This is a genomic window from Clostridia bacterium (assembly GCA_035561135.1).
In the GTDB taxonomy this organism is placed as follows: domain Bacteria; phylum Acidobacteriota; class Terriglobia; order Terriglobales; family Acidobacteriaceae; genus DATMYA01.
Window position 1 is genome coordinate 12494 of sequence record DATMYA010000048.1, and the last position, 24741, is coordinate 37234.

The window sequence follows — 24741 nt, forward strand, 5'->3', positions numbered from 1 at the left end:
GCGTCATGTGACCGGAGCGCCGAAGGCGCGAAGTGGAGACACCTTGTGTTTCGTGTGCGGCGGAAACACAAGGTGGTTCGACTACGCGCCCAAAAAGACGGCGCTACGCTCACCATGACATATATCCCTGAATCGTCTTGTCGAGCATCTGAGAGAAGCTGTCTTCTCCGCGCCTGCATTCTCTGCGTTGACCTTACCCGGCGGCCGTGACTGCAAGCGACCTCTTGTCCGTTTTGCCGGTCACGGTTCTCGGTAACTGATCGACGAAGGCGAAGCTGCGCGGAATCTTGAATGGTTCCATGAATTCGCGGCACGCTGCCCTGAGTTCCATTTCGTTCAGCGCAGCGCCCGGTAGCGGCTGCACAAACGCGTGAAGGCGCGCACCGTGCTTCTCGTCCGGCAGCGCGACAACGGCAGCTTCGTCCACGCCTTCTATGGTCTCCAGCGCGGTTTCGACCTCGGCGGGATAAACCTTCTCGCCGCTGACCTTTACCAGGTCGTCGGCGCGACCCACGAGGTACAGGTAGCCGTCATTGTCGATGAAACCCTTGTCGCCCGTGTGCAGGACGCCATTGCATATCTTGCGCGAAGTGGCCTCGGGATCGTTGTTGTAGCCCAACATAACGGCCGAGCCTTCGACGCAAACCTCTCCTACCTCGTTCGGCGCGAGTACGTGGTCGCTCTCGTCGCAGATCGTCACCTTGAGGTTCGGAAGCGGATTGCCAACGGACCCGAAGCGATTCGCCTCCGGCATGTTCAACGAAACGACAGGAGAAATTTCCGTCGCGCCGTAACCCTGCACGACGACGTGGTTGAAGCGCTCCTCGAACTCTTGCGCCACGTGCTCCGGCAAACGCTCCGCTCCGGCGATGCAGAGCCACAGCGAACTCGTATCCACCGTAGTCGGATCTTTCGCGAGCAGCCGATACTGGCTAGGTACGGCGACCAGGCAGGTCACCTTGTACTTCTCGATCGATTGCAGAATCGCACGCGGTACAAACCGGTCGGGGATCAGCACCGTCGCGCCCGAGATGAGCGGCAGCAGCAGTGTCACGGTCAAGCCATAAGCATGGAACAGGGGCAGGATGGCGAGCATCACCTGTTTGCCATCGAAGCCTGTGGCAAGGCGACACCCTTCGGCGTTTTCCATGATGTTGCGCTCGCTCAGCGCAACCGCCTTCGGCCGCCCTGTAGTACCGGACGTGTAGAGCAGAACTGCGGTCTCGGTGGCCAGTTCGCGCATGGGGACCGCTGCGGGGTCGGCCTCACCACTGGCGTCGGCGATCCAGCAATGAAGCTGCACTTCGATGAGGCGCGGCACAAACTCCTCGGTGGTGATTACCACATCAGCGCGTGCTTCGGCCGCCATCAACTTCAACAATGGCGGCGGGGCAAGCGTCGGCATAACGGCGACGGTTTTGCCGGCCCAGAGAGCGCCCAGGAACAGCGGCGCAAAATCGGCGTTGTTCGGCAGCAACAAAGCAACCGTGTTGCCCTTGACTGTCTCCGCGATCTTAGCCGCGGCTGCGGCCGCACGCCTCTCCAGTTGCGAGTACGTGGTGGTCTGCTCGTTGGCGATGAGGGCCGCCCGGTCTGGGACTTGCGACGCGACTTTACGAAATGCCGAAACGACTGCGCTGCTCATAGGGAAAGGTCTTCGCCTGTCGCCGAATGGCGAGAAATATGGCGTGAATGGCACCACGCCGGGGTCAAATAGTAGCACGTTCGACCTAAGGTGCAGGAAGCGGAGTTGTGTTTACCAGATTTGCGGCAGCCCGTCGGCGGCGGTTGATTCCATGGAGGACGCCAGCGAACGTGCAACATTGCCGCCGTCGGCGCGTGCGGCATCCAGTGCCCACTCGACTCGGTTTATCACCTCTGTGACCACATCCACCGGATCATACGATGGCTGCATGACGGCTTCGGCAATGCCGGCGGTGATGCTGGGCTGCGTCTCTTTACCAGGTGTTCGAACCGCTTCCAGCGCCTTGCGCAACTTATCCACCACGAAGAAGGCGTTCTCGTCATTCGTGTCCGCCAGAATGACCGCGACCCGCGTCAGGTCATAACGCACGGCGACATCGTTCTGGCGAATGTGTGAAGAAATAACCAGCCCAATCTGCTGCATCATGGCTTCGACTGCTGCCTCGCCAAACTCGCGCACCATCGCCGAAGCCTTGCCGAACTCCAGAAGAATTAACGTCGTCGCCGACGCCTGCTGCATGCCTCGCTGCACCTCGGAGAGCAGCACGTCGAGATAGGAAGAGCGCTTCAGGAGCCCTGATTTTTCGTCGGTCACGGCCAGCGTCTTGACCAGGCTGCGCAGGCGCGAATTATTCACTGCCAACACCATCTGGTCGGCAATTGTGCGGAGAACCATGATGTCCGTCTCGCGCCAGTCGCGTTGCCCGCCGCACTGCTCCAGGATGAGCACGCCCTGATGCTCGTCGGCGTCCACCAGCGGCACTGCCAGAAGCGAGTCGATTCCCAAAGCTGTTACGACAGCTCGTATCGACGCCAGTTCCGGCGCGTGCGCCGCATTCATAATCATTGCCGCACCGTGCGGCACGCAAAGCTTCTGAACGGTCGTGATCAGTTTGACGATGCCCCTGACATCGCTCTGCTTGATACCGGGAGCGCAGTACTCCATAGCCGCAGACGGTGGCTTGCCGGGAGTGCAGAGTCCCGCCACGCAGCGACTGGCCGACCAGTGCCGTCCCACATCGTTCACGGCCGCGAACAGAACACCTTTCACGTTCGCCTGCCGATAGATGTTGCGTGTAATGTCAGTAACCCGAGAGATGTTCTCGACGGCATTCTCGTCGGCGGCGGCCTGCGGACTTGCCACAGGCTGGTGCGCGATCGCGGGGACTCCGCTGCTGACTGCTGCGCTGCCGTCGGTGTACCTGGGGACAAAGCCCGCGTTCAAATAGAGCTGCCGCAGCTTGTCAGATTTTTCCTCCTCGCGCGGGAAGAGACTGAATATTCTTTCAATCCGCTCCATGGCCTTCGACCGCATGGAATACTGAAGGAAAAGTTCCGCCTGCAGTATCAGGTCTTCGAGCACAGTCGATTCGCTCTCCTGCACCGGTTGCGAATTGTCCGCTTCGGCTTCCGTCTTCAGCACGGACGCAAAGCGGCTCGCCAGAGCGTTGAAGCGATTTCTTTCGATTTTGCCGCGCAGCATCTCAAGGCGTCGTTGGTGGCCCGTTTCGTATGGGTCCACCTCCCCCGCCCGATCCAGGCAGTCGGAGGCCTTCAAAAAATTCCCAGCGGCATAGTGCAGTTCGAACAACTGGAGGAGAGCAGCGCAGTAGTCGTGTTCGCGATTCGAAGAGTTGTATAGCTCAACCAGGTATTCGACAAACTGCGTGTTCTTTCCGTGCCGCTCACCAACCTCTTTCATCTGGTTGACGAACTCGCGACGCATGCCGGCACGTCTCTGGTGCTCCTCTAATTTGCGCGCTGCAGCAAGGGCTCTCTCGGCCCTGTCCTCGTCGACCAACGCGCCGATTAAGCGGCAGATGTGGGGCAGGAACTTCGCGTCGCGCTCAAACATCTCCCACAAGAATGGCTCTGCATCGGAGATCCGGTTGATTGCGACCAGGGCCAGAGCGTAGGCTTCCCGCGCCTCGGCAGGCGCGGAAGGATAGTTTGCCAGTGGCTCCAGCAGACGAACAGCCACCTCTGCGCGGCCGTCCTTCACCAGGCATAATGCGTGACCGAGCGAAGCGCCCGGATTTTCAGGGTCCAGTTTGTGCGCGCGCTCATAGGCGTCAGCCGGATTATTGTCGGCCTTCTCGAGCGCGACGCCAAGCTGCACATAAGTCGACGCCGCCAGTTTCGCCTCGCCTAACTGGGCCGCCATCTCAGCCTTGGCGCGAAGATGTTCAAGAGAAGCATCGAGCGCAACCAACCGGTTCAGGGCCGCAAAGGAATCCTGCTTGCGTCCGGCGTCCGCGAAACCTTTCACGGCGTGCGCGAAAGCTTCAATCGCATCGCGAACGCTGCTCTTCTCAATCAGTTGTGCGTAGTGAAAAGTCTGGTCTGTGGTCGGCGCGGCCAGGCGAGCAAGCTTTTTGTAAGTGATCCCGGCTTTACCTAAATCGTTACTCGCCACCTGCCTGTCGAATAGCTCCGAGAGCAGTCCCGCAGCGTCCGACGTGCGCCCGACGGAGAGACAGAGATCGGCCGCACTCTGCCGAACCGCATCGTTGTGCGGGTCTTCTTGAAGAGCCTCCAGGTACTCCTCGAGCGCGAGGTCAAGCTTCCCCTTCTGAAGGTACTTGTCGGCCTTGTCGAGTCGTTTAGAGATGTCCGTCATGGTAAGCAGATGCGAGGCGCTTTCGCATTGTATGCAGATTAGCTCTAGAGCAGCAATCGTTCATTGGGTGATGTACCGTTGGGAGAACCTCTGCCTGGAGCGACTTAGTCGCTAAACTGCTAAGTCGCTGAGCTGCTGAGTCACGGTATTCAGCGGTCTCCTCCTGAGAGTATTCGACGCGCTCCCGGAGCGCAAAAACGCGCCCGCCGAAGCGGACGCGTTATTTAATCAGTTGTTCTGCTTTATTTTACTTTACTCGCCACATAACGGTGCCGTGGCTCGGGACCGTTGCGGTAAGCGCGTCACCAAAAGTAAGGTCTTTTTGCAGCCAGAGGTCGCGTCCCTTAACGGGTTTTGCGATCCGCAGGTCAGCCCATTTCACGTTGACGCTGCCCTGCTCCGGGCCGAAGTTGAAGATGGCAATAGCGCGCTCGCCGCCGTCCAACTCACGTAGCCAGACTTCAAGATTGCCGGTCCGCAGGATTCGGGCGCCCTGTTTGCCAGCCTTGTCCTGATCGATGGCAATGATATCGCGATTGGTAAGAATAGCGAGAGTCTCCGGCGTCATCTTACGAAGATCGTTGCCCGCAAGCAGCGGAGCGGCCAGCATTGCCCACCAACTCATGTGAGTACGGTATTCGGTATCGGTCATGCCACCGTTGCCGATCTCCAGCATATCGGGATCGTTCCAGTGTCCCGGAGCTGCAAACTGCGCCAGAGAATTCTGCCGGTCGCCAATCCCTTTCATGGACTCCCATGTATCGGTAATGTCGCCGGTGGTGCGCCACAGATTGCCGCCTACCTCCGGCCCCCACTTCCAGACTTCCGCACGGCCATACTGGCACAGGCTGTAAAGAATGGGTCGTTTGGTCGCGAGCAGGGCTTCGCCCATTTTCTGGTAAACGGCCTGCATTTCGTCGCTAGTATAGATGTTGATAGCGCCGCACCAGTCGTATTTCAGTGCGTCGACGCCCCACTTCGCAAATGTTGCGGCATCTTGCTCTTCATGCCCGTAGCTGCCTTCGTAACCGGCGCACGTATCCGGGCCGGGCGAAGAGTAGATACCAAGCTTCAAGCCCTTGCTGTGGACGTAGTCGGCTAGGGCTTTCATGTCCGGGAACTTTTTGTTCGGAACTATTTCGCCTTTGGCATCGCGTACCGAGGCCCAGCCGTCGTCGATGTTGATGTACTGATATCCGGCTTCTTTCATGCCGTTGCTCGCCATAAGATCGGCCATAGCGCGTATCGTCGCGTCATCAATGGCTGCGCCAAATTTGTTCCAACTGTTCCAGCCCATTGGCGGCGTTTTAGCAAGTCCGTTATAGGGGACTTGACGCAGCTTAGCTGGAATCGGCAGTCGAGCCGGGTAGGCGCCCTCGCTATCAGGAACTCGCTTTGCGACGGTTGCCCTAACTGGGGCATTGGGGCGTCTGCGAGGGTAAATGATGTGCAGATCATCACCAACGCGCTTTACCTGATACTGAATAAATCGCTCATTGCCGTTATCGATCATACTGGCGATCAGATTGGTCGTATCTTCAGGACCCGGTGAAGACTCCTTGACGAAGTAATAGACGTGTTCGGTTCGAATCGTGCCTGTGACATTCGAACCTTCCTGCTTTAGTTTGAAATATAGCTTCTTGGCGCCCTCTGCGTTCGGGGGCGTAATAGCCCAGTTACCAGTTAAATCCGCTGCCGAACAGGCAACGGCCAATAACAGAAGCGGGAAAAAGCGCACCAATCGGGTATTCATGATTGTGGCAATCATACCTTGACTGCCGTAGCTGATGAAATACCCAGCGGCACCGGGCGGCTCTCGTCATGCTGACCGGAATGCCAGGAGCTGCTGAGTCGCTGAGACGTAACCCGTGTCCTCCTGAGCGAGGGCGCAAGCCCGAGTCGAAGGATCGAAGGATCCCTTTCGCCGAGTTAGCGATGATCGTAGGGGTCCTTCGACTCCGCGACTTCGTCGCTGCGCTCAGGAGGACAACGCAATTCGGCTTAGTAGCTCAGTAGCTTTAGCGACTCAGCAGCTTAGTAGCTCAGTAGCTAACTGAGTTGCCTATTGACATTCGCCTTTTATTCGCTGAAAATTGGCGCACATATTGCGATGCCGAGGCGTCAGCAAACGTGTACCCGCAATGTGCGCGGGGCAGAGGTGAGCAATGGCACTTACGCGACGCCAGCGCCAAGTCTATGACTTCATCGCCGACTTCGTACAGAACCAGGGCTACTCGCCTTCGTTCGAGGAAATCGGTATCGGCCTTGGGCTCAGCTCGCTTGCGACTGTCCACAAGCACATCAGCAACCTGGAAGCTAAGGGGTTGCTCCGGCGCGACTACAATCGCAGCCGCTCGATCGACATCGTCGCACAAAAGGGGCGGAGAAGAACCGAGATGGCGGCTTCGACCAGCCTTCCCCTTGTAGGACGCATTGCTGCAGGCCGTCCTGTCGAACAACTCGAAACGCCTGAAACCATTTGCTTCTCCGATTTCACGCGCTCCAGAGACGTGTTCGTGCTCGAGGTCGCAGGGGAATCCATGCAGGACGAGCACATCGTAGATGGAGACTATGTACTGGTCGAGAAAACCGCGACGGCGCGCAACGGCGAAATCGTCGTCGCACTGGTAAACACCTCAGAAACAACCCTAAAAAGATTTTATAGCGAAGGCGACATGGTGCGCTTGCAGCCCTCGAATGCGACGATGCAGCCCATCATGGTCCCGGCCGCGAACGTCCAAATACAAGGCCGCGTGATCGGCGTGCTGCGCAAGTATTAAGATCGAGCGTTGGCGCTGAACTCCTGACACAGAAAAGCCCGGCTTCCCACAGGCCGGGCTTTATCGAACTCTTGCCACGTGTAACTCCGTCCAAATTTCCTTAGACGAGGTTCTTTTCGATCGCCTTTTCGATCGTCTCTTTCGGCACATAGCCAACGATCTGCTCCCGAACCTGGCCACCCTTGAAAATTAGCAGCGTCGGGATACCGCGCACGGCATAGCGCTGCGGCGTGCCCGGATTCTTGTCAACGTCCATCTTGCCTACCTTTACACGGCCTTGGTAACTCTTCGCCACGTCGTCCACGATTGGCGCCAATGCGCGACAAGGACCACACCAGACGGCCCAGAAATCGATTATCACCGGCTCGTCCGATTTCAGCACCAACTGGTCAAAGTTAGCGTCGGTTATTTCCATGATTGCGTCGCTTGCCATTCTTCCTCCAATTCGATTTCGCGGATATTTCCTTATGGCTGGTCAGGTACGTTGCGAACCTAGGCCACTCCACAGAACCGTTTATCCTATCACTACATTGGATGCTGCGAGGGTCGCTGCGACTCAGGGTTCGTGGTGCAGTACAGTTTCGGGAGCAAACCCATGACGTATTCCCTGGCAGGCCGCTGAAAATATTGGCAGCGACAACACAAAAGGCTCAAACTAAAAGCGTCCTGGACTATCATCCCGGACGCTTCGCTTTTGGCAGCCCTCCCCCAGAGCTGCCATACGACGAGGCAAATAATGGAGCAAGCCGGCTGCCCTGTAAATATCACCGAAGTAATTTCCAGGTAACCGCGGGTAATCGCCGATCTATTCATTCACCGGAGATCATAAGGCGCAACAATCCAGTTCAATACGGCTTGCGGCTAGCGGCGCCGCTCGCTCTCGCGCATCACAGTAGCAAAGCTGCGGCCAGCAAAGGTCGCAGTTGGCGAAATCTTGCCTGCGACGCCAACCCTCGTTCCCTTTGACGGCACGCCGTACTTGTCGCTGAAGACCCACATCTTGCCCGTGCCATCGTCGACTTCGTAGATTCCGGTGCCAAGTGCACCGAAGGATTGGACGACCGTGCCCTTGATAGCCACATCCCGATCCGTGTAACGCGCCGGATCTCGCAGAATATCTGCAATGGATTTCTGCTGCGGACACGCTGCCAGCATCAACATCATCGCGACAATCAGAACCGACGCGAAAATACGTTCCACCCTGCCAAAGTGTTTCATGCCTTGCCTCCGTGAACAGCAGGCTGCTTGATGTAAGAAATAAAGATGTCAACTTAGATGCTGTTCAGCTTACAGACGGCTACCCCAGCAGCAAAACAAATCCCCCGCCGTCAGCGAGGGAGATTATAAGCGGATCCGGGTAGCGAAGTTATGCGGTTTGCTGACTCGCGTTGGTCGCGGTTGCGGCCGCTGCTTCTGCCAGGATTCGATGGTGGATGGTGAACAGCGCCAGTTCCAGCCGGTCTGAAACGCCAATCTTGTCGTACACATTACGGAGATAATTCTTGATGACCTGCTCGGTGGTACCGAGCTGTACCGCGATTTCCTTGTTCTTGAAGCCTTGCACGATCAATGCGACGATACGCAGTTCCTTGCTGGTCAAGCGGTCGCGGACACGCGCCCCGACAAAGTCATCGGTATCGGCGGCCGCCGCCACATTCCGGGAGTCCTGTACAAACGTTTCACCTCGGGCGACACGCCGGACGCATTCCACGAGCGTCGTTCCGCTGACATTCCGGAACAAAACGCCCTGCACGCCAACCGTCAGGTAACGCTCGGCCTTCTCGCCATTTTCCGCAAGCACGATCAGGCGCGTGTTCGCCTGTCTGGCAGCGGTGACCAGAGTTTCCAGATTGGCCAGGAATCCTGCCGAGAACACCAAGACAGCGGCTCTGAATTTCTCCACAGCCATGGTCATCTGTTCCACCGACTGTGCCTGCGCAACAACACGAAAATCGTCTTCGACGGCAAGCACTTTGGCGATGCCGGCTCGGAAAATCGCCTGGTTGTCAGCCAAGATGATCTTGAGCATCATTGTTTCCCTGAATCCTCCACGGCACGCAGAAACTCGTACGTGTCGATTACGCATGCGACGCCCGGTTTGGGTTCGCTCTCTTCGCCATGGTCATTGCGCACAACGCGGCCACGACAGTGAACTACAACATCTTTCGATGTACCGATCGCAGCCGCCGGTATGGTCATGTCAAACTCGACGTCCGAACCTATCTTTAGCTCCGCCGCCAGCAATATGTGCACGCCGGACCCGCTTAAATTGTCGGTCTCCCCTACCAGTCGCAGCCCACGGTCTGGATCCTCAAACCGTATCGGCAACGTCAGTGGGAACCGTTTTGCCGTTCTAGCATCTGCCACAGAGTCCTCTGAAAAATCGGACGCGTCCGGCGTTGGCCGGAATACTTTCTGGGGGAAGGCCGCGTGTCCAGCTTGATATCGGAACATACCATGGAAACATGCGCTATACCTAGCCCGGAGTTCCACCTGTGTTTCACATCTCGGTTCATAAAAACAAAACCCCCGCCAGCGATCGGTGTCGGCGGGGGAAGACAAACCTTACAGAACTCGATGCATCAATGGCGCACGAATGCCCCTGCGAAACGATATCCCATCATCAAACCGACGGACGAGAGAACACCGACAGCCGGCCACAGGTGCTCGCGGGCATTTCGTTTGACATCAAGTTTATCGCGCACGGTGCTGCGAAGCTCTACGACCGAGTTGTGTATGCGGCGACGCTGCTCCGCCGCACGCTGCTCCAGAACATCAGCGGGAAGTGCATTTGTCATAACTGAGTCCTCGCCTCCGTCTGCAACCAGACCTGATCCTGTTTCAAGATGCGCATCGTGCGCTCCGGCGCCATGCCGTTGGCCTTAATTGTCCGATAGCCGTAAGCTCCTGCCGCCCCACCCGCCAGCAAGTAGATCACGCCAACGATGGCGAACGAGAGCGCGTACGCCCACGGGTGATTCGCAAAGGCCAACGCAATCAGCGCCACGAGAGCTCCCGTGAGGAGCATGAATGCGAACAGCAGCAGCACCCCACAGATTGCCAGCATGGGGACTGCGGCTTTCCAGGCACCCGCCTTTTCCGTTAGCTCCGCGCGGAGCATCTGGAATCTTGTGTTCGCAAATTCCTTGAGTTCTTCTTTGAATTCCGTCAGCAATTCGGCGAAAGATCTGCCTCCGTTATGCACACTGCCGTTAGTCACTGTTTGACCTCCAAACCCTCAAAACAAACCCGGCGCAGAACGCCAGTCCGGTGAATGCGGAAATCGTCTGCACCGGATAGTTGTCGGCGTAATATGCGGCACGACGGCGGGCGTTGAGGACCTGCCTGCGTGTTACGACCGACCACTGCCGCAACCGCTGCGCCGCCGTTTCGCGTACTTCGACCATGGTGCCGGTGGCGGCTTCTTTCAGAGTCTCCACCGCCGCATCCTCCCACTCAGGCGCACTTTCCCCTGGGCCGCGCGCAACGCCTGCCGCACTGTCACGCCCGCCGACAATACGAAGGCGCGACTTCATTTTCCGGGGCAACTTACGCACCAAACCAAGCGTGCCGCCGATGCTCTCCGCCGCGGAGTTGAGTCGCGAACTTGATCGTGATCCAGGCAAGGCGCGATCCTGAGCCTGGTAGGCGGGCGGAGTCCCAGGCAATGCGGGCGGCATGACAGCCTCTTGCGCCACAGGCTCCGGATACGTCAGTTCTCCATTCTCCGGCAAGGTCGAGGGCGCGAAATCCCGATCTTCCCAATCTGGCAGCGGTTTAGCCATAACTTCCCTTTCAGCGTGGGAGAGTACCCACAATGCAAGTTCGTTTGAATGGATCCCACAAGTGGGATGTTCGATATGCACAGGATGTTTGAAGCAATGCACAAAAACACGAGTTGCGGGACAGCGTACTGGCTGGTAGTCGTGAGCCGCGAGTTGCGGTTGAAATGGAGTCGTGTCGCGGGTGTAAATGGTTGGCTTATTGCGTCATGTCGACCGGAGCACCGAAGGCCCGAAGTGGAGACACCTTGCGTTTCGTGTGCGGCGAAACCAGAAGGTGGTTCGACCGCACGCCCCAGGAACGGCGCTACGCTAACCATGACGCGTGTTCTAAGTGTTTGGCAGCAGTGAAAAGGCGCTCAACTAAATCGAGCGCCTTTCCATTTCTGATCTTCTGCGCAGGAACAAGGTTCCTAGAACGCTGACCCGCCGCCTCCACCGAAACCGCCGCCGGAGAACCCGCCGCCAGAGCTGAAGCCTCCGCCGGAAAATCCAGAACCCGTCGAGCTTGCACGCGGAGCCGCCACGAATGCTTCGTACGTAGAGTTAGACATCGTGTGCATGGAATGCGCGAAGAAGATCGGATTGAAGGCGCCCGGATAGTAGCCGCCCGGTCCCACGTACCAACTCGGAGGATCCTTGATAAGACCCTGGAACGCCTGCGCCCAATGCTTCTCGACTCCGAGCGCCATTGCGTATGGCAGGAACTTTTCGAACGTATCCGGTGGCATGCGCTTCAGGCGATCCTCGTCCACTCGCGTCATGAACTCCTTGAAGCCCTGGATCTCTACCACGGTGCGAACGCCGCGCAGTGTCTTCGCCGTCATCAACCGTCCAATCAGGAAGACGATGATCAAAGCAAGCATGATCGAGACGATGGCAATACCCGGTGCCTGGAAGAACTGCGCTAGTCCAAGAACCTGCGCCAATATGAACGGCGTCGCGATCAGCAGAATCGCTACCAACCGGTATGCATTCGCACCGTCCGGGTCCACAGAGTACATTCCTTTCTGCTTGAGTGCCGAAAGGATGTTCGTCTTGATGGTCGGAATCGCTGTATAGAAGCGGTTCTTCAGGCTGGAGAGGGTCGTACTCTCGCCGCCTCCGGAAAACATCTTGTCCAAAACTTCGTGCTCATGTGCCGCCAGTCCCGTCCACTCCGCACGCGGTTTCACCAGATGGAAAATGTAGTCGCGGCTGTTGAAGAACAGGCCCTTATCGGTCGTCTCCTCGATCTTCAAAAATCCGCGCACCGCGAGATCGACCAGGGTGGATGTGATGTCTCGAGGATCGACGGAATCGTCAATGAGCGAGCCCACCTCCGCCGGAGACATCTGCTTTGGCGGCTCATACATCGGCGCGACGGATAGGCCTGACTCCGGATCGCGTCCCTTGTACCACCACATCGTGAACATCACGACGAAGGCAAACAGCGGCAGCAACACGATCAGGTTGCTTTCTACGAACCAGATGAAGGTTGTGAATGCGCTTGGCTGCGCAATTATCCCCTTCGGCAGAAACACATTGATGGTCAGTCCGCCGCGCATGGGTAGCGGATTTGTGGTCTCGAAGGCGACGTTACGCCCCTGCACTATAGACGTGGCAGCGCCTTCCGTGGACCCATACACGCCAGTGAAGGACTGCGCGCGCAGACTGCCCGTAGCGTTCTCAGAGAAGGAGACAAATGCGGACGCGTTGTCGATCGGCACGGGCCAGTCATTGCCCGTTACATTCCAATAGAGTTCGTCGTGATCCTCGAAGTATCGGATACCGTTTCGCACGGTATAGGAAATCTGCACCGCGCGATTCGTGTCGATAGCTCCGGGAATGTAAATCTTGAGATCGCGATACGCGCCCTTGATTCCGCTCTCGTACTTGAGCTTGTTCCCCGCTTCGTCTGTAACGCCACGAATGTCGAGGAAGAGCGTGTAGTTGGTGCTGCGTGGGCCGGGATACTGGATGGGGACGAAGCGGTGGATGCCGTTCCACGAGCCAATGAATACCAGGTTGATCTTTTCATTGACGACCATGGTGCCGTCCGGCATCACGGCGATGGTGCTGTGGAAACTTGCAACGCGCCAACTCCTGGCGTGTGCAGGCACAGCCAGGAGTAGCAGGAAGAGCAGTAGAACGACTGTGACACAACGCGCCAGACGCTGCGCCCGCCAGATTCTCTGCATATCAGAATTTGACGACCGGAGTAGCGCGCTCCGTCGGGTCGGCAATTTCAAAGAACTGACGCTGCTGGAAGTTAAACATTCCCGCGATGATGTTCGTGGGGAACGACTGGATACGCGTATTCAGATCACGCACCACAGCGTTGTAGTAGCGACGCGCGTTCTGCAAGGCGTTCTCGATTTCATTCAGAGAACCCTGCAGCGCCTGGAATTGCTCCGAGGCTCGCAGTTGCGGATACTGCTCTGCGACGGCCAGCAATCCGCGAAGGGCTTGCGTCAGCATGCCTTCGGTCTGCGCACGTTCTTCGGTCGAGGTAGCTGCCATTGCAGCCGAGCGATACCGCGCAACGTTCTCGAACGTACCTTTTTCGTGTGCGGCGTAGCCCTTTACGGTTTCGACCAGGTTCGGAATCAGGTCGTGACGCCGCTTCAGTTGCACGTCAATGTCGGACCAGGCGTTATCGCCACGTACCCTGAGCTGTACGAGGCCGTTGTACATCCCGGCGATGATCAGGCCGATCACCAGCAGGACGATCACAAGGACAATGAAAACCATTGCTCCTCCAAATTGCTGAGTCCAATCGTGCGGAAAAAGTATATCAGCGGCGTAGCAGCATTTAAGACGAATAGGACGGCGTCGGGAGTTCCATTCTGCTTACCGAAAACTTGCCCTCCAGAGCGAGGGGCGTAAGCCCCAGTCGAAAGATCCTTTTCGCCAGCTTCGTGCTAATGAAAGGGGTCCTTCGACTGCGCGGCTTCGCCGCTACGCTCCGGAAGAACAATCCAAGCGCAGTCCGCGTGTCGTAGAATAACTTCCCTTGCCTGCTCCGGATGAACTCGACCGTTTGCGCGTTGTGCTGGTGGCCACGCGCAACCCGCTGAATATTGGCGCAGCGGCTCGCGCGATGAGCAACTTCGGATTCAGTCGCCTGCGAGTCGTGAATCCTTACGAAGTGGCGTTTCGGGAGGCGCGTTCCGCCGTTGGCGCCTCGGACTTGCTCGCGAGCGCGGTAGAGTTCAAGAGTGTCGCCGAAGCCGTCGCCGACTGTACGCTCGTAGTGGGAACCACGGCCGTCCGCGACCGCGAATTGCAGCACCTGGTCAGACCGTTGGAACAAGGTGGCCGCCTGATCCGTCAGCAGCTCGCTTCCAACGGCGTCGCCCTTCTATTCGGCTCAGAGAAGCGCGGCCTGTCCAACGAAGACCTCAGCCATTGTCATTGGCTGATGCGCATTCCCACACGCGAAGCGCAGATCTCAATGAACCTGGGACAGGCCGTTGCGGTCTGCCTCTACGAACTGGTCCGCGACGCCACGATTCCGTTGCAACCTGTCGAAGTGGAGCCCGCAAGTGCGGGCGAGATCGAGCGCATTACCGAGGTGCTGCTCCATGCGCTGCGCGTCAGCGGCTACGTGAACCCCCTCGCCGCAGCTAAAACCGAAGACAAGGTGCGCCGCTTCGTGCGCCGCCTAAATCTGGAATCGCACGACGCAGAACTCTGGCTCGGAATGCTGCGACAAATCGTATGGAAGATGCGATCACAGGAAGACTCGGCCGGCTGAGATGGCCGGGAGCGGATACCTACATTTGGTGCGATGTCGGACCTTGCGTTATCGCACGATTATTGTTCAACAAACTGCGAAAACGCCTTCACCACAGTCATCGTCTCGTCCCGAGCCTTTCGCGCCAAGACGAGTTCGTGCCCCGCACCCGCGAGCGAAAGCAGTTCTGTTTTAGCCGGAATCAGCTTCAATGCCGCCGTCATCTCCTCAACTGAGCCGAACCCGTCTCTAGTCCCGTGGACGAAGAGTGCAGGCGTGAGGAGACCCGGAAAGTGAGCCGTCCGCAACTGGGCGGGACGCTTTGGCGGATGAAGCGGATACGAGAGCAACAAGAGTCCAGCGACCAGCCCCGGTTCCGATGCCGCCAGCATCGATGCTTGACGACCGCCATAAGAATGTCCGCCGATGAAAACGCGCCCCGGAGTCTGCGGCCTGAATAACTCGATTGCACGCCGCAATCCCTGCTGGTCACGTTCAGCACTGCCGCGTGGCGGTGGCGCATGCGGACGCAACTGCCGGAACGGAAGGTCGCAGCGGAGAACGGTCAGACCTGACGCACAGAATGCCGCCGCGAGAGTGACGAGGAGTGTCGATTGGCAGTTCGCTCCGGCACCATGCGTGAGGATGAGGCCATCGCCAGAAGGGTGCTCCGGGAAGTGGAGGAAGCCGCGAACAGGTTCCTCTGTGGGCGTGTCGTCAAAGAACTCTCGAACCATACGTCCAACTCGACTGTGCGGGAATCCCGAAGTTCGCGGTCAGGCATCAGTATCCCAGATATGGATGTCGAGAAGACAATAGCCGACGTAGAGTTGCTGGAACACTTGTACACGCTGCCGGACACAAGGCCCCTCCGGTTAGCCGACCGCGAAGCTGCGAACCAGAAGCATGACGAAATGCTTGCTGACAATCCATGGTTCCGGCTGTGGAAGCGGTACGGGATCTAAGTCCTTAAATTGTGGAGATAAAGACTGGTGCCGGGAGGGGGAATCGAACCCCCAAGGGCCGAAGCCCGGCGGATTTTGAGTCCGCTGCGTCTGCCAGTTCCGCCATCCCGGCTTAGAGAATTTGGTAGGCACACCCAGTATCGCATAGCAGAACTGTTGCGCCAACTCGCCAGTGTGGTGATACGGCGAGAAACAGAATCTTGGAGGCGCTTCGCGCCACTTCCTTCGTTCCCACGTCTGCACGCCAACCAGGCGCGCAGACATGGGGCACCCGGCCCGCCGGGCGGGAGCGCGGCGCTACACTCCGGCAAGTGCGAATTGGCTACAGCCCTGGTGTACTGTTCGCGAACAACGAGCAAATGATGATTGATTACAGATAGTTCGCTATCGTACTATTTTTATAGTTCGGTACCGTACTATTCGATGGCGGGCTACTCCCGGTGAAGGCGTATTCCGGGGTGGAGAGGGTCGAACCGCAGGTCTCTCCACTCCGCGCGCCAGAAGTGGATGCGCTCCGGTCGAAATGACGCCGTCGTGGCGGGATACGACAACTTGGAACCGCTATAACTCAATCATGGCTGCACCACGGAGGCTTGATGCTCAGGATGCTCAGTTACGTATTTTCAACCTCGCTACTCTTATCCTTCGCGGGAACAGCGGCGCTCGCGCAGACTTCAGGGAAGGACATCCCGTCCACCATCATCGCGATGGAGCGCGCGGCCCTCGACCGCTCGGACAAGGGTGACTGTGACGGGTTTCTGGAGATCACCGACCCGGAGGTGGTGTATATGGATCCGTTCCTGGACAAGCCAATCTACGGCTTGGAGGCGCTTCGGACCTTCTATCACGGGTTGCCTCCCTCCCCACCGATCAGCGGAAAAATGGTTAACGCCAAGGTGCAGGTGGTGGGCGAGGATGCCGCGGTGCTCACATTCAACTATGTTGGCGAGGGCCTGCCTAGATTGGGATGGAACTGCACGGAAGTTTACCGTCGCACAAAGAACGGCTGGGCTATCGTCCAAACTCACTGGTCTTACGTCAAAGCGCAACCTGCGTCATGATCGATAAAGAATCGCTGCTGGAAATTGCCAACCGAGCGGATGCCGTCTACCTGGCCACGGTGGACGGCACCAGCCCTCGTATTCGGGCGATGGTTAACCTTCGACGGCAGGATCAGTATCCCGAACCGAGCCAGGTGTGCCGGGCCGATGGCTTCGCCTGCTATTTTTCCACTTCCATGTCCTCCGGCAAAGTGCGCGAGGTCCGCTCAAATCCGGCGGCATCGGCTTACTACTGCGATCCGCTCACGTTTCGTGGCGCCACGTTTTCAGGAAAGATGGAAATTCTCACGGGGCCGGAGCTTAAGAAAGCGCTTTGGGATGAAGGATGGCGGATCTACTGGACGGGTGCCGACGATCCCGACTACGTCATCCTTCGTCTGAAACCAACGGAGGCCACCGGCTGGTATGCTGGCAAACCGTTTCACGTCGACCTACGCAAACTGTGAGCCGACAACGCCAAGGCGGATTTCTCATCTCCAAGGTCCACTCGACAGCGGGCCGGGTTTTTGCGCGCATGCTCCGGGAGCGCCATATGGAAATCAACCCGGCTCAGGGCCGTGTACTGTTCGTGCTGTGGGAAGAGGGGTCGATGACCATACACGAGCTCGCGAAACGGGTGTCGCTGGGCAAATCGACCCTGACCAGTACGCTGGACCGGCTTGAAGCTGGCGGCCAGGTGGTGCGCTTGCGCAGTCCCGAGGACGGACGGAAAATCCTGATCGAGCTAACGCCAAAGAATCGGGCTATGCATAAGCATTACGAGGAAGTTTCGCAGAAGATGACGGAGGTGTTTTATGGTGGTTTCACGGCCGACGAAATCACCCGATTCGAGTGGTGCCTGGAGCGCGTGCTGAAAAACCTGGCCAGGTTGGAATCCGGCGAGGAGTGAGGGCGTTGGTGGCGCGAGCAGGGGCCGCCGGGCGGGAACCCGGCGCTACATTTCAGCGTTTCGCGTGAACGACCACTCTCCTTCGTTCTCACGTCTGCCCGCAGATCTTGGAGGCGCTCGACGCCAATTTCATTCGTCCCACCCTATCTCGCCAACGAAGGCGAGCTAGAATGGGGCACTCGCGACGCGGCCTGAGGTGGTTTCACCCGTCCGGTTCTATCACTAATTGCGGCGGTGATGGTTTGGATATTCGCGTAGTCACCACCCCGTTCGGCAAAAACGCTCCACAATACAGTCATCGAATGTCTCAGAAGTCACGAAGTAATAGATCCAGTTACTCATAGTCGTAGGTTATCCGACACGCTTTGATCAAACATCGTTCTCTCGTGTGCCGCAGATTACTACGCTGCCTTATCGAGAAGCTCTTCCTGCACAGGCAGTTCCACCACGAACTTCGTTCCCATGCCTGCCTTGCTTTCGAAGCTTACTCGGCCCCGCTGCGCGGCCATTGCGCGCTGCGCGGTGGCGAGTCCCAGACCGGTGCCGCTCCGCTTGGTGGTGTAGTACGGCAGGAAGATTTTCTTCTGCCGCTCGGGTGGGATTCCCTCGCCGGTATCGGCGACAAAGGCCAGTACCGAGGAATCCTTCTGCTCGCAACCGACGGTCAGGGTGCCTCCGACGGGCATGGCCTCGAGCGCATTGATGATGAGGTTGGTGAAGACCCGGCGAAGATCGTTGGTATTGACGCGAACGCGGCTCACGGGTTGGAACTGCCGCACGATGGAGATGTTGCGGGCAGCCTGCCACAACGGGCGCGTCAACTCGACGGCCTCTTCCAGTACCTGGTTCATGTCAACGAGGTCGGAGCCGGTCGTGCCGCTCGCTAAGTACTGGCGCACTCCGGCTACGATGTCGGTGCCGCGTTTCACGGCGTTGCGGACCATGCGCAGAATCATGCTGCGCTCTTCCGAACTCCGGTTCTGGTCGTACTCAAGTACGGCGACGGCCTGGGCGATGGTCTGCAACACGTTGTTGAAATCATGCGCGAGGCCGGCGGCCATTTTTCCGATGGCGTTGTGCTGCTCGGTTTCGGCCATCCTGCGCTGCAGGGTTACGAGTTCCGTCACATCGCGCACAATGACCAACGCTCCTACGATCTCGTTGGCATCGTTGCGAATCGGACTTGCTGACAAGAGAGTTTCCAGAGGCGCGGGAGCGGTCGCGAGTGCAAGAGTCCGCTGCTCCTGCCGTACCGTCTCCCCTCTTAGAGCGCGATTGACGGCCAGGTGCTCCGGTGCCACAGGCTGCGGCACATTTTCCGACATGAAGCGTGCGATGTCCGCGGCGGTGTAGCGCTTCATTTCGTCCCGCCCGCTGCGGAAGATTCGTTCCGCAGCGCTATTCACTTCGAGAATCTTTCCCGCGGAGTCGAACAGGAAAACGGCTTCCTGCATACTTTCCAGCAGCGTGGCGATATCGATCTGTCGACCGGCGTGGAGTTGCGGCATCTTGCCCCGACGCTCGACTAGGTGCACCATGCCCACGAGCAGTGGAAGCGACTGCACGCACATAAAGAACGCTGCATGGAGGCCGAACCAGAGAGTGATCAAGTTTTCGAGTGACACAATCAAACTTCCGTACATCGAACAGGCCCATGTTTTACCGGCACACTCAGAGCCTGAAGGAAGCTCCCATCCAGTGCGCGCGAGAGTAGATTGGCCCTATAGGAAATTTGATGTGACTTTTGCAGGTCGCGGATGTGCTTTTATGGCTGGGCAGTACGGTCGCTTGTCTTCAGCAGCTCGTTAATAATGGTTACCAACTCTTCTGGATTCACGGGCTTTTCCAAGTAGAGGTCGGCCAGCGGCTCTGCTGCCTGAAAGGCTTCCGCGACATAGCCAGACACAACGACCACGGGCATGGTCGAATTCGACTTAGCGGCTTGTACCACGGCTCGACCATTCGCGTCACCAAGGCGCCAGTCGGTTACGACCGCATCGTAGGTGTTCGACCTAAGCTTTTCTATTGCTTCATGAGCGGAGGTTGCAGCCGTTACGGTGTGTCCTGCCGCTTCCAGGATTGCGGACTTCAACATGACGACATGCGGCTCGTCATCGATACACAGGATATTCGCCATAATGAAGAGGGTCCTTCAACCTGAGCGCGTCAGCGTACCAAGGAAGTCTCAGTCCGGAGCTCGGCGCAGGAACAGGATGTGAGCTACGGAGCCGAAATCTGCCCATCATTTTCAGCACGTTCGGATGAATTGTCAAATGCTGCTGAATCGCGACTTTACGTCTGTTTCTGTCAGATGCAGGTTGTCCCTCCTGAGATAGGGACTATCGCAAGCGTCCTGCAGCCGCCGGGGCTCTGTTTCCGTTCAGAGCAGTAAGCGCGGGTCGAGCTGCCATAACGTCATGCGGCAGAACAGGGAGGTCGGGGCGCTTTTGCCCTGGCCTCCCTGTTCTCAAACTGAAACCAGCTGTTCTGGAAGCTAGACCTTCCGGGCAATCGACTTAGCCTGCGAGAACAGGTACAGATAATCCGGCCCGCCAGCCTTGGAATCCGTGCCGCTCATGTTGAAGCCGCCGAACGGATGCGCACCAACGATGGCTCCCGTGCACTTGCGATTGATGTACAGGTTGCCGACGTGGAACTCGCGCATAGCAAGTTGGATCTTCTCTTCCGAACTAGTAAACGCTGCGCCGGTGAGACCGAACTCCGTGTTGTTGGCGATTGCAAGCCCATCGTCGAAGTTCTTGGACTTGATGACCGCCAGCACAGGACCAAAAATTTCTTCCTGTGAAATGGTGCCCATCGGATCGACATCGGCAATGACGGTTGGCTGCACGAAGTAGCCTTCGCCGAATCCTTCGGCCGGGCCGCCACCGGTGATGAGCCGTCCGCCCTCCGCCAGACCCTTCTTGATGTAGCCCAGAATCGACTCCATAGAGCCCTTGTTGATCACCGCGCACATCCCGGGGTTCTCCGTCGGATCGCCCATGGTAATTTTCTCGACGCGCGCTTTCAGGCGCTCGACGAACTTGTCGTAGATACGCTCATCGATGATGGCCCGCGAGCAGGCCGAGCACTTCTGGCCCTGGAAGCCGAACGCCGCCACAGCAACGCCTTCTACCGCCGCATCCAGATCCGCGTCGGCATCGACCACAATGGAGTCTTTGCCGCCCATTTCGAGGATGGTCCGCTTGATCCACTTCTGTCCCGGCTGCGTCTTGGCTGCGCGCTGGTTGATGTCCAAGCCAACTTCCTTCGATCCCGTAAAGGCGATGAAGCGTGTCTTCGGATGATTCACAACGGCATCGCCAAACGTGCCGCCGCCACCCGGGCAGAAGTTGACTACGCCTTCAGGCATGCCGCACTCTTCCAGCAACTCGAAAAATTTCGCCGCAATGAGCGGTGCATCGCTGGAGGGCTTCAGCACGACGGTGTTGCCGCAAACGATGGAGGCCATCGTCATGCCGCCCATGATGGCGCCCGGGAAGTTCCACGGCGGAATGACGGCGCCAACGCCCAGCGGAATGTACGACAACATGTCACGCTCGCCCGGCAGTTGCACTGGAGGCTCAGCCTTGGAAAGCCGCATGGCTTCATGCGCGTAGAATTCGGCAAAGTCGATCAGTTCGGCGATATCGGCATCGGCTTCAGCCCAGTTCTTTGCGACTTCGAACACCATGATGGCCGAGTAGTAGAACTTGCGCTCCCGCAATGCCTGTGCAACCCGCAGCAGCAACTGGATGCGCTCTTCAATCGGAGTCCGGCTCCAGGTCTCGAAGGCTTTCAGCGCGGCCTGCATCGCCGGCTCAACTTCCGCAACGCCTGCTTTCTGGAATACGCCAACCACCTCGGACGGCTTCGCCGGGTTGATGGACTTGATCTTGTCCTTGGTCTTCAGGCGCTGTCCGCCGATGACCAGGTCGTACTCGCGGCCCAGCTCCGACCGCACCTTCGCGATTGCCGCACGCATCTTCCGCGCGTTTTCGTCCTTAGAGAAATCTGTCAGGGGTTCGTTCTTAAATGACGTTACTGCAATGAATTCTTTGGTCGGAGCTTGTGTAGTCGCCATGTAATGCATGTCCTCTCGGAGGCCCGCCGCAGCGAACCTGCTTCACTAAACTCTTAAATTCTACCAGTTCCCTGCGCTGGCCACCTCTTTTCCAACTCTGCTGAACGGCTGCCGCTGCACCGCTCTCAGTCATAAAAATTGGGGTCGCAGCCGAGGCCAACCGCCCCATTCGCCTCCGGCCGGTGCAAGAGTTGCTGGAAGCGGGAATTCGCCGTTTCCGGACGAAATTGCTTGTCCCACACCAGGTATTTGAGCGTCCGAAGCGATCGAAGCGGGAGCATGCGTGTAAGGCAAAAGGCACGGCGGGTACCGTGCCTTCGCTAAGTTTATAACCTCTCGCGTCACTGCTGTGGCTTGTCAGACATGCGGAACTTTGTGCGGAAGTGTTCCGACAGCAACTCGATCGCGGGACGGTTCGATTCCAAATCCGCCTGAGCCAGGTAACGCATGGCACCGACCAACAAACGCTGTCCTTCCACGTAACGCGGATCGGAGCTGCGCTTCCGTTTCAGGTGTTCGCTGCTCGGACGCGCCGGAATGATCAGGACTTTTCCCATAGCAACCGATACCTCTGACGTGCTACTTACGGCACACCTGACGGCGTGCCCCTTCAAAGAATGTTATCTTCAGCAGTCTTCAAGAAATGTAATCTTCAGCAGTCTATTGAGTAAGACGCCGCGCAGCCCCAACGCCGTTGCCCCAGCACCTAAAGTGAGGCGAGTATAAGTCTCGTTTGCGCCACTCACTAGAGAAATAAATGCTTAGTACATAAGAGCCACGCACTCGGAGGTTACACATCGGCACTTCACGATTGTGTCACGCAAAAAAAATAAGGCAGCGCGATGCGCTGCCTTCTCATGCTTTGCTCTCCGTTTCAGACTATGTCTGAGGCGTGACTACGCGCGTCTTCGAGGTGGTCTTCAACTTGAATGCGCTCTCCGGCAGCTTCTGGTTCATCTTGATATTCGAATACTTCGCCAGTCGATAATCGCCTGTAGGCTCCTGAAATTTCTGCTGCACTGAAAGGCCGCGCGCGGGGTCGATCCATAGCGTAATCAACTGGAACATGCCTTTGACGCGCTGCACTTTCGGCGTCAACTCGAGCTTTGCAGCGTTCACACCTGCAACCGACTCCTCGCCCGCGTACCTGACATCGAAAGACTTCTGCAGGTCGTGCCCGCGTCCGCCAAAACCCAATACCAGGAAGCTCTCGAAATCGGCTTTGTTCTTGCCGGCGTTGTACTTCGTAATCTGATCGATCTTCGGCTGGTACATCCGCACGGTGCCGTCGGTAAACAGAACGAACTTGGTTTCCGGCTTACCGTTCACCTGGTTGATCTCGGCCGACATTTCGGTGTTATTTCCCTGCCGGCGGAAATACATCATGCCCTTCTGCGTGTCGGACTCATCAACAACTTTTTGATACTGATCCCACTGGAACTCCGTCTCGACGGACTTGAAGTTCGTGGCTGTCCGGTCCATCGCGTTCAAGACGTTTTCCAGTTGGCCGGACTTCTGTGCCTGCGCGAAAGCCGCTGCGCACAGGGCGAAAGCAAACATCGTAACGATGACAATTCGCTTCATGAGTTTTTCCCCAGTGTTCATCCGGAAACTGGCGTCTGCGGCGCTAACCGCCGATACCCCGGCGCACCCACACGCGATACGCAATCACGCGCCCCTGTAGGTCCTGCACGGCTTCATACCGCAGCAGTTTTACTTCGCCAGCGATTGGCTCGATTACGGAAATCAGGCCCTGCCTGATCGCGTCATCGCTGGTGCCATGCACGGCGGCGGCATCTACGCGATAGATGAACCCGTCTTTTCCGTCTGGAAGAACGACTACTCCGGTTGGATGCGGAGTCCGCTCTGCTGGTTTGTCTTTGAAGTTCACAAACAGCGGCGTAACAAAAATAAAAACGAGGATGAGGGTCACCATGATGTCGTAATGCAGGTTGCCCCGCGGATGCGTCCACCAGATGTAACCCCGAATTGTCTTCCAAGCGTGGGTCATCTCTACGGGTGAGTATAGCGTAGAGCGCTTGCCGGGGTAAGCCCCGCTACACGGGTTGGGGAATATCGAGCGGCGGCAGCATCTGGCACAGCGCGCGGATGGCCTCCTGCTGCTGCGGATCGATGCTGACGAATTCGAAGCCGTATTGCGAACCTGAGCGCCGGCGCACCGTAGCGCGCGCCTCGAACACCTCTTCCGACATCGGCAGGCGGAACGCGACGGTGATATTCTCGCCCGGCAGTAGGGCCTGGTCCAGTACTGCGCCCATGCCCGTTTCGTTCAGATCGATCGACGTGCCAACGATATGCAAGGGATTTCCTGACCGGAAAACCTTGACCTTGACGGGCACGCAAATCGCGAAGCGCGAATTCGAGCGTACCAGCGGCCACTTCAGTCCAGAACCCGGGCCAACCGTCTCTCCCAGCACAACTAAGAGTTTCTGTCGCGACTCGCCCTTGTGAATGAAGGCGTCGGCAAGCGCCAGCACGGCTTCCGGAATACGGCCTGGATACACCGACAAGATGATGATTTTGGTCTGCGGTGCGTTCCGTTTGATGGCCTCAACGAGTTCGCCGCAGTCGAGATCGTGGAGCGGATAGTCGAGGATGACCGCGTCGAACGTGTAGTTCCGCAACTGGTCCACGGCTGCACGCCCAGACCGTGCCGAGGCTACTTCGTATCCCGCAAGTTCCAGGAACCCACGGCGCGCTTCAATCTCGAACTCCTCATCGTCCACGTGAAGCAGGCGACGCTTCGTATGCGTGCCTACCTCGACGCACTTCAGGCCAATCTCGCCATCTCTCTCCGAGCCGGGTTCTCCAACCCACAGAACCTGGAAGCGCGCCTTGCGGTCGCCGAGTTGCACGGAGAGGATGGAGCCGAGATCGAGTTGGTACGTGAGTCCACTGATGCGTGCGCCAACCGAAGATATATCCAGCGTTCTGGCTTGCTGGATGAACGCACGTCCGCCACGATCCAGCCCGGAAACCAGGGCCGGCACTTGCAGCGGAACACGCTCTTCTCGACGGTAGCCCATCGGGGTGGGATGGTACGAAACAATGCCTGCACCCGCTAGTTACGCCCGTTGAATGACCGAAGTAACTGGCGAGCGATGCGAGACGCGCGAA

At 57.9% G+C, this 24741-nt stretch carries 26 protein-coding genes and 1 tRNA gene; 6 read left to right on the top strand and 21 right to left on the bottom strand.

Annotated elements, in window-relative coordinates:
• Positions 1-193: 193 nt before the first annotated feature.
• The 3 genes from VN622_09235 to VN622_09245 form a co-directional block, all read right to left on the bottom strand.
• Complete coding sequence (locus VN622_09235) at positions 194-1645, bottom strand: AMP-binding protein (GenBank protein HWR36037.1); 1452 nt, start codon at positions 1643-1645, stop codon at positions 194-196.
• 111 nt (positions 1646-1756) lie between these two features.
• On the bottom strand, positions 1757-4324 hold the full coding sequence (locus tag VN622_09240) for a diguanylate cyclase (GenBank protein HWR36038.1): 2568 nt from the start codon (positions 4322-4324) through the stop codon (positions 1757-1759).
• Positions 4325-4571: 247 nt separating this feature from the next.
• Positions 4572-6092: a glycoside hydrolase family 27 protein gene (locus VN622_09245; GenBank protein HWR36039.1), complete on the bottom strand. Its 1521-nt coding sequence runs from the start codon at positions 6090-6092 to the stop codon at positions 4572-4574.
• A 397-nt stretch (positions 6093-6489) separates the two neighbouring features.
• Here VN622_09245 and lexA point away from each other — a divergent pair, with 397 nt between their 5' ends.
• Complete coding sequence (gene lexA / locus VN622_09250; protein ID HWR36040.1) at positions 6490-7104, top strand: transcriptional repressor LexA; 615 nt, start codon at positions 6490-6492, stop codon at positions 7102-7104.
• A 100-nt stretch (positions 7105-7204) separates the two neighbouring features.
• Here lexA and trxA read toward each other — a convergent pair whose 3' ends face one another.
• The 9 genes from trxA to VN622_09295 form a co-directional block, all read right to left on the bottom strand.
• Positions 7205-7537, bottom strand: coding sequence for a thioredoxin (gene trxA, locus VN622_09255; protein ID HWR36041.1), 333 nt, complete (start codon positions 7535-7537; stop codon positions 7205-7207).
• Between the two features lie 428 nt (positions 7538-7965).
• Entirely contained in the window at positions 7966-8322 is a 357-nt protein-coding gene (locus tag VN622_09260; protein ID HWR36042.1) for a hypothetical protein, read from the bottom strand.
• A gap of 148 nt (positions 8323-8470) precedes the next feature.
• Positions 8471-9136 (bottom strand): response regulator transcription factor, encoded by a 666-nt coding sequence (locus VN622_09265; protein ID HWR36043.1) that lies wholly within the window; start codon positions 9134-9136, stop codon positions 8471-8473.
• Positions 9133-9471 (bottom strand): PilZ domain-containing protein, encoded by a 339-nt coding sequence (locus VN622_09270; GenBank protein ID HWR36044.1) that lies wholly within the window; start codon positions 9469-9471, stop codon positions 9133-9135. Before VN622_09270 ends, VN622_09265 begins: the two co-directional genes overlap by 4 nt.
• Before the next feature lie 215 nt (positions 9472-9686).
• Positions 9687-9902, bottom strand: a complete 216-nt coding sequence (locus VN622_09275) for a hypothetical protein (protein ID HWR36045.1) — start codon at positions 9900-9902, stop codon at positions 9687-9689.
• Positions 9899-10324 carry a phage holin family protein gene (locus VN622_09280; GenBank protein ID HWR36046.1) on the bottom strand — a complete coding sequence of 142 codons (426 nt, stop codon included), beginning with the start codon at positions 10322-10324 and terminating at the stop codon, positions 9899-9901. Before VN622_09280 ends, VN622_09275 begins: the two co-directional genes overlap by 4 nt.
• Positions 10317-10889, bottom strand: coding sequence for a hypothetical protein (locus tag VN622_09285; GenBank protein ID HWR36047.1), 573 nt, complete (start codon positions 10887-10889; stop codon positions 10317-10319). The genes VN622_09280 and VN622_09285 overlap by 8 nt, the downstream gene beginning before the upstream one ends.
• A gap of 410 nt (positions 10890-11299) precedes the next feature.
• Entirely contained in the window at positions 11300-13066 is a 1767-nt protein-coding gene (locus VN622_09290; protein HWR36048.1) for a DUF2207 domain-containing protein, read from the bottom strand.
• A gap of 1 nt (position 13067) precedes the next feature.
• Complete coding sequence (locus VN622_09295) at positions 13068-13619, bottom strand: LemA family protein (GenBank protein ID HWR36049.1); 552 nt, start codon at positions 13617-13619, stop codon at positions 13068-13070.
• 262 nt (positions 13620-13881) lie between these two features.
• Between VN622_09295 and VN622_09300 the strand changes: the two genes are divergently transcribed.
• Positions 13882-14625 (top strand): TrmJ/YjtD family RNA methyltransferase, encoded by a 744-nt coding sequence (locus tag VN622_09300; protein HWR36050.1) that lies wholly within the window; start codon positions 13882-13884, stop codon positions 14623-14625.
• Positions 14626-14684: 59 nt separating this feature from the next.
• Here VN622_09300 and VN622_09305 read toward each other — a convergent pair whose 3' ends face one another.
• The gene (locus tag VN622_09305) at positions 14685-15341 is read right to left on the bottom strand and encodes an alpha/beta fold hydrolase (GenBank protein HWR36051.1); all 657 of its coding nucleotides are present in this window, start codon (positions 15339-15341) and stop codon (positions 14685-14687) included.
• Between the two features lie 60 nt (positions 15342-15401).
• Between VN622_09305 and VN622_09310 the strand changes: the two genes are divergently transcribed.
• A complete protein-coding gene (locus VN622_09310) occupies positions 15402-15569 on the top strand; it encodes a hypothetical protein (protein ID HWR36052.1) in 168 nt (55 codons plus the stop codon).
• Positions 15570-15594: 25 nt separating this feature from the next.
• Here VN622_09310 and VN622_09315 read toward each other — a convergent pair.
• A tRNA-Leu gene (locus tag VN622_09315) sits at positions 15595-15681 on the bottom strand.
• Positions 15682-16165: 484 nt separating this feature from the next.
• Between VN622_09315 and VN622_09320 the strand changes: the two genes are divergently transcribed.
• The 3 genes from VN622_09320 (at position 16166) to VN622_09330 (ending at position 17519) form a co-directional block, all read left to right on the top strand.
• Positions 16166-16630: a nuclear transport factor 2 family protein gene (locus VN622_09320; GenBank protein ID HWR36053.1), complete on the top strand. Its 465-nt coding sequence runs from the start codon at positions 16166-16168 to the stop codon at positions 16628-16630.
• On the top strand, positions 16627-17076 hold the full coding sequence (locus VN622_09325) for a pyridoxamine 5'-phosphate oxidase family protein (GenBank protein ID HWR36054.1): 450 nt from the start codon (positions 16627-16629) through the stop codon (positions 17074-17076). Before VN622_09320 ends, VN622_09325 begins: the two co-directional genes overlap by 4 nt.
• A gap of 86 nt (positions 17077-17162) precedes the next feature.
• A complete protein-coding gene (locus VN622_09330; GenBank protein HWR36055.1) occupies positions 17163-17519 on the top strand; it encodes a MarR family transcriptional regulator in 357 nt (118 codons plus the stop codon).
• Positions 17520-17920: 401 nt separating this feature from the next.
• Here VN622_09330 and VN622_09335 read toward each other — a convergent pair whose 3' ends face one another.
• From VN622_09335 to VN622_09365, 7 genes are all read right to left on the bottom strand, one after another.
• A complete protein-coding gene (locus VN622_09335; GenBank protein HWR36056.1) occupies positions 17921-19144 on the bottom strand; it encodes an ATP-binding protein in 1224 nt (407 codons plus the stop codon).
• A 140-nt stretch (positions 19145-19284) separates the two neighbouring features.
• A complete protein-coding gene (locus VN622_09340; protein ID HWR36057.1) occupies positions 19285-19656 on the bottom strand; it encodes a response regulator in 372 nt (123 codons plus the stop codon).
• A 357-nt stretch (positions 19657-20013) separates the two neighbouring features.
• Positions 20014-21603 (bottom strand): L-glutamate gamma-semialdehyde dehydrogenase, encoded by a 1590-nt coding sequence (gene pruA / locus VN622_09345; GenBank protein HWR36058.1) that lies wholly within the window; start codon positions 21601-21603, stop codon positions 20014-20016.
• 341 nt (positions 21604-21944) lie between these two features.
• A complete protein-coding gene (locus VN622_09350) occupies positions 21945-22160 on the bottom strand; it encodes a hypothetical protein (protein ID HWR36059.1) in 216 nt (71 codons plus the stop codon).
• Positions 22161-22482: 322 nt separating this feature from the next.
• Positions 22483-23187: an outer membrane lipoprotein carrier protein LolA gene (locus VN622_09355; protein HWR36060.1), complete on the bottom strand. Its 705-nt coding sequence runs from the start codon at positions 23185-23187 to the stop codon at positions 22483-22485.
• A gap of 43 nt (positions 23188-23230) precedes the next feature.
• Positions 23231-23614: a hypothetical protein gene (locus VN622_09360; GenBank protein HWR36061.1), complete on the bottom strand. Its 384-nt coding sequence runs from the start codon at positions 23612-23614 to the stop codon at positions 23231-23233.
• 46 nt (positions 23615-23660) lie between these two features.
• A complete protein-coding gene (locus VN622_09365) occupies positions 23661-24650 on the bottom strand; it encodes a PilZ domain-containing protein (protein ID HWR36062.1) in 990 nt (329 codons plus the stop codon).
• Between the last annotated feature and the right edge of the window lie 91 nt (positions 24651-24741).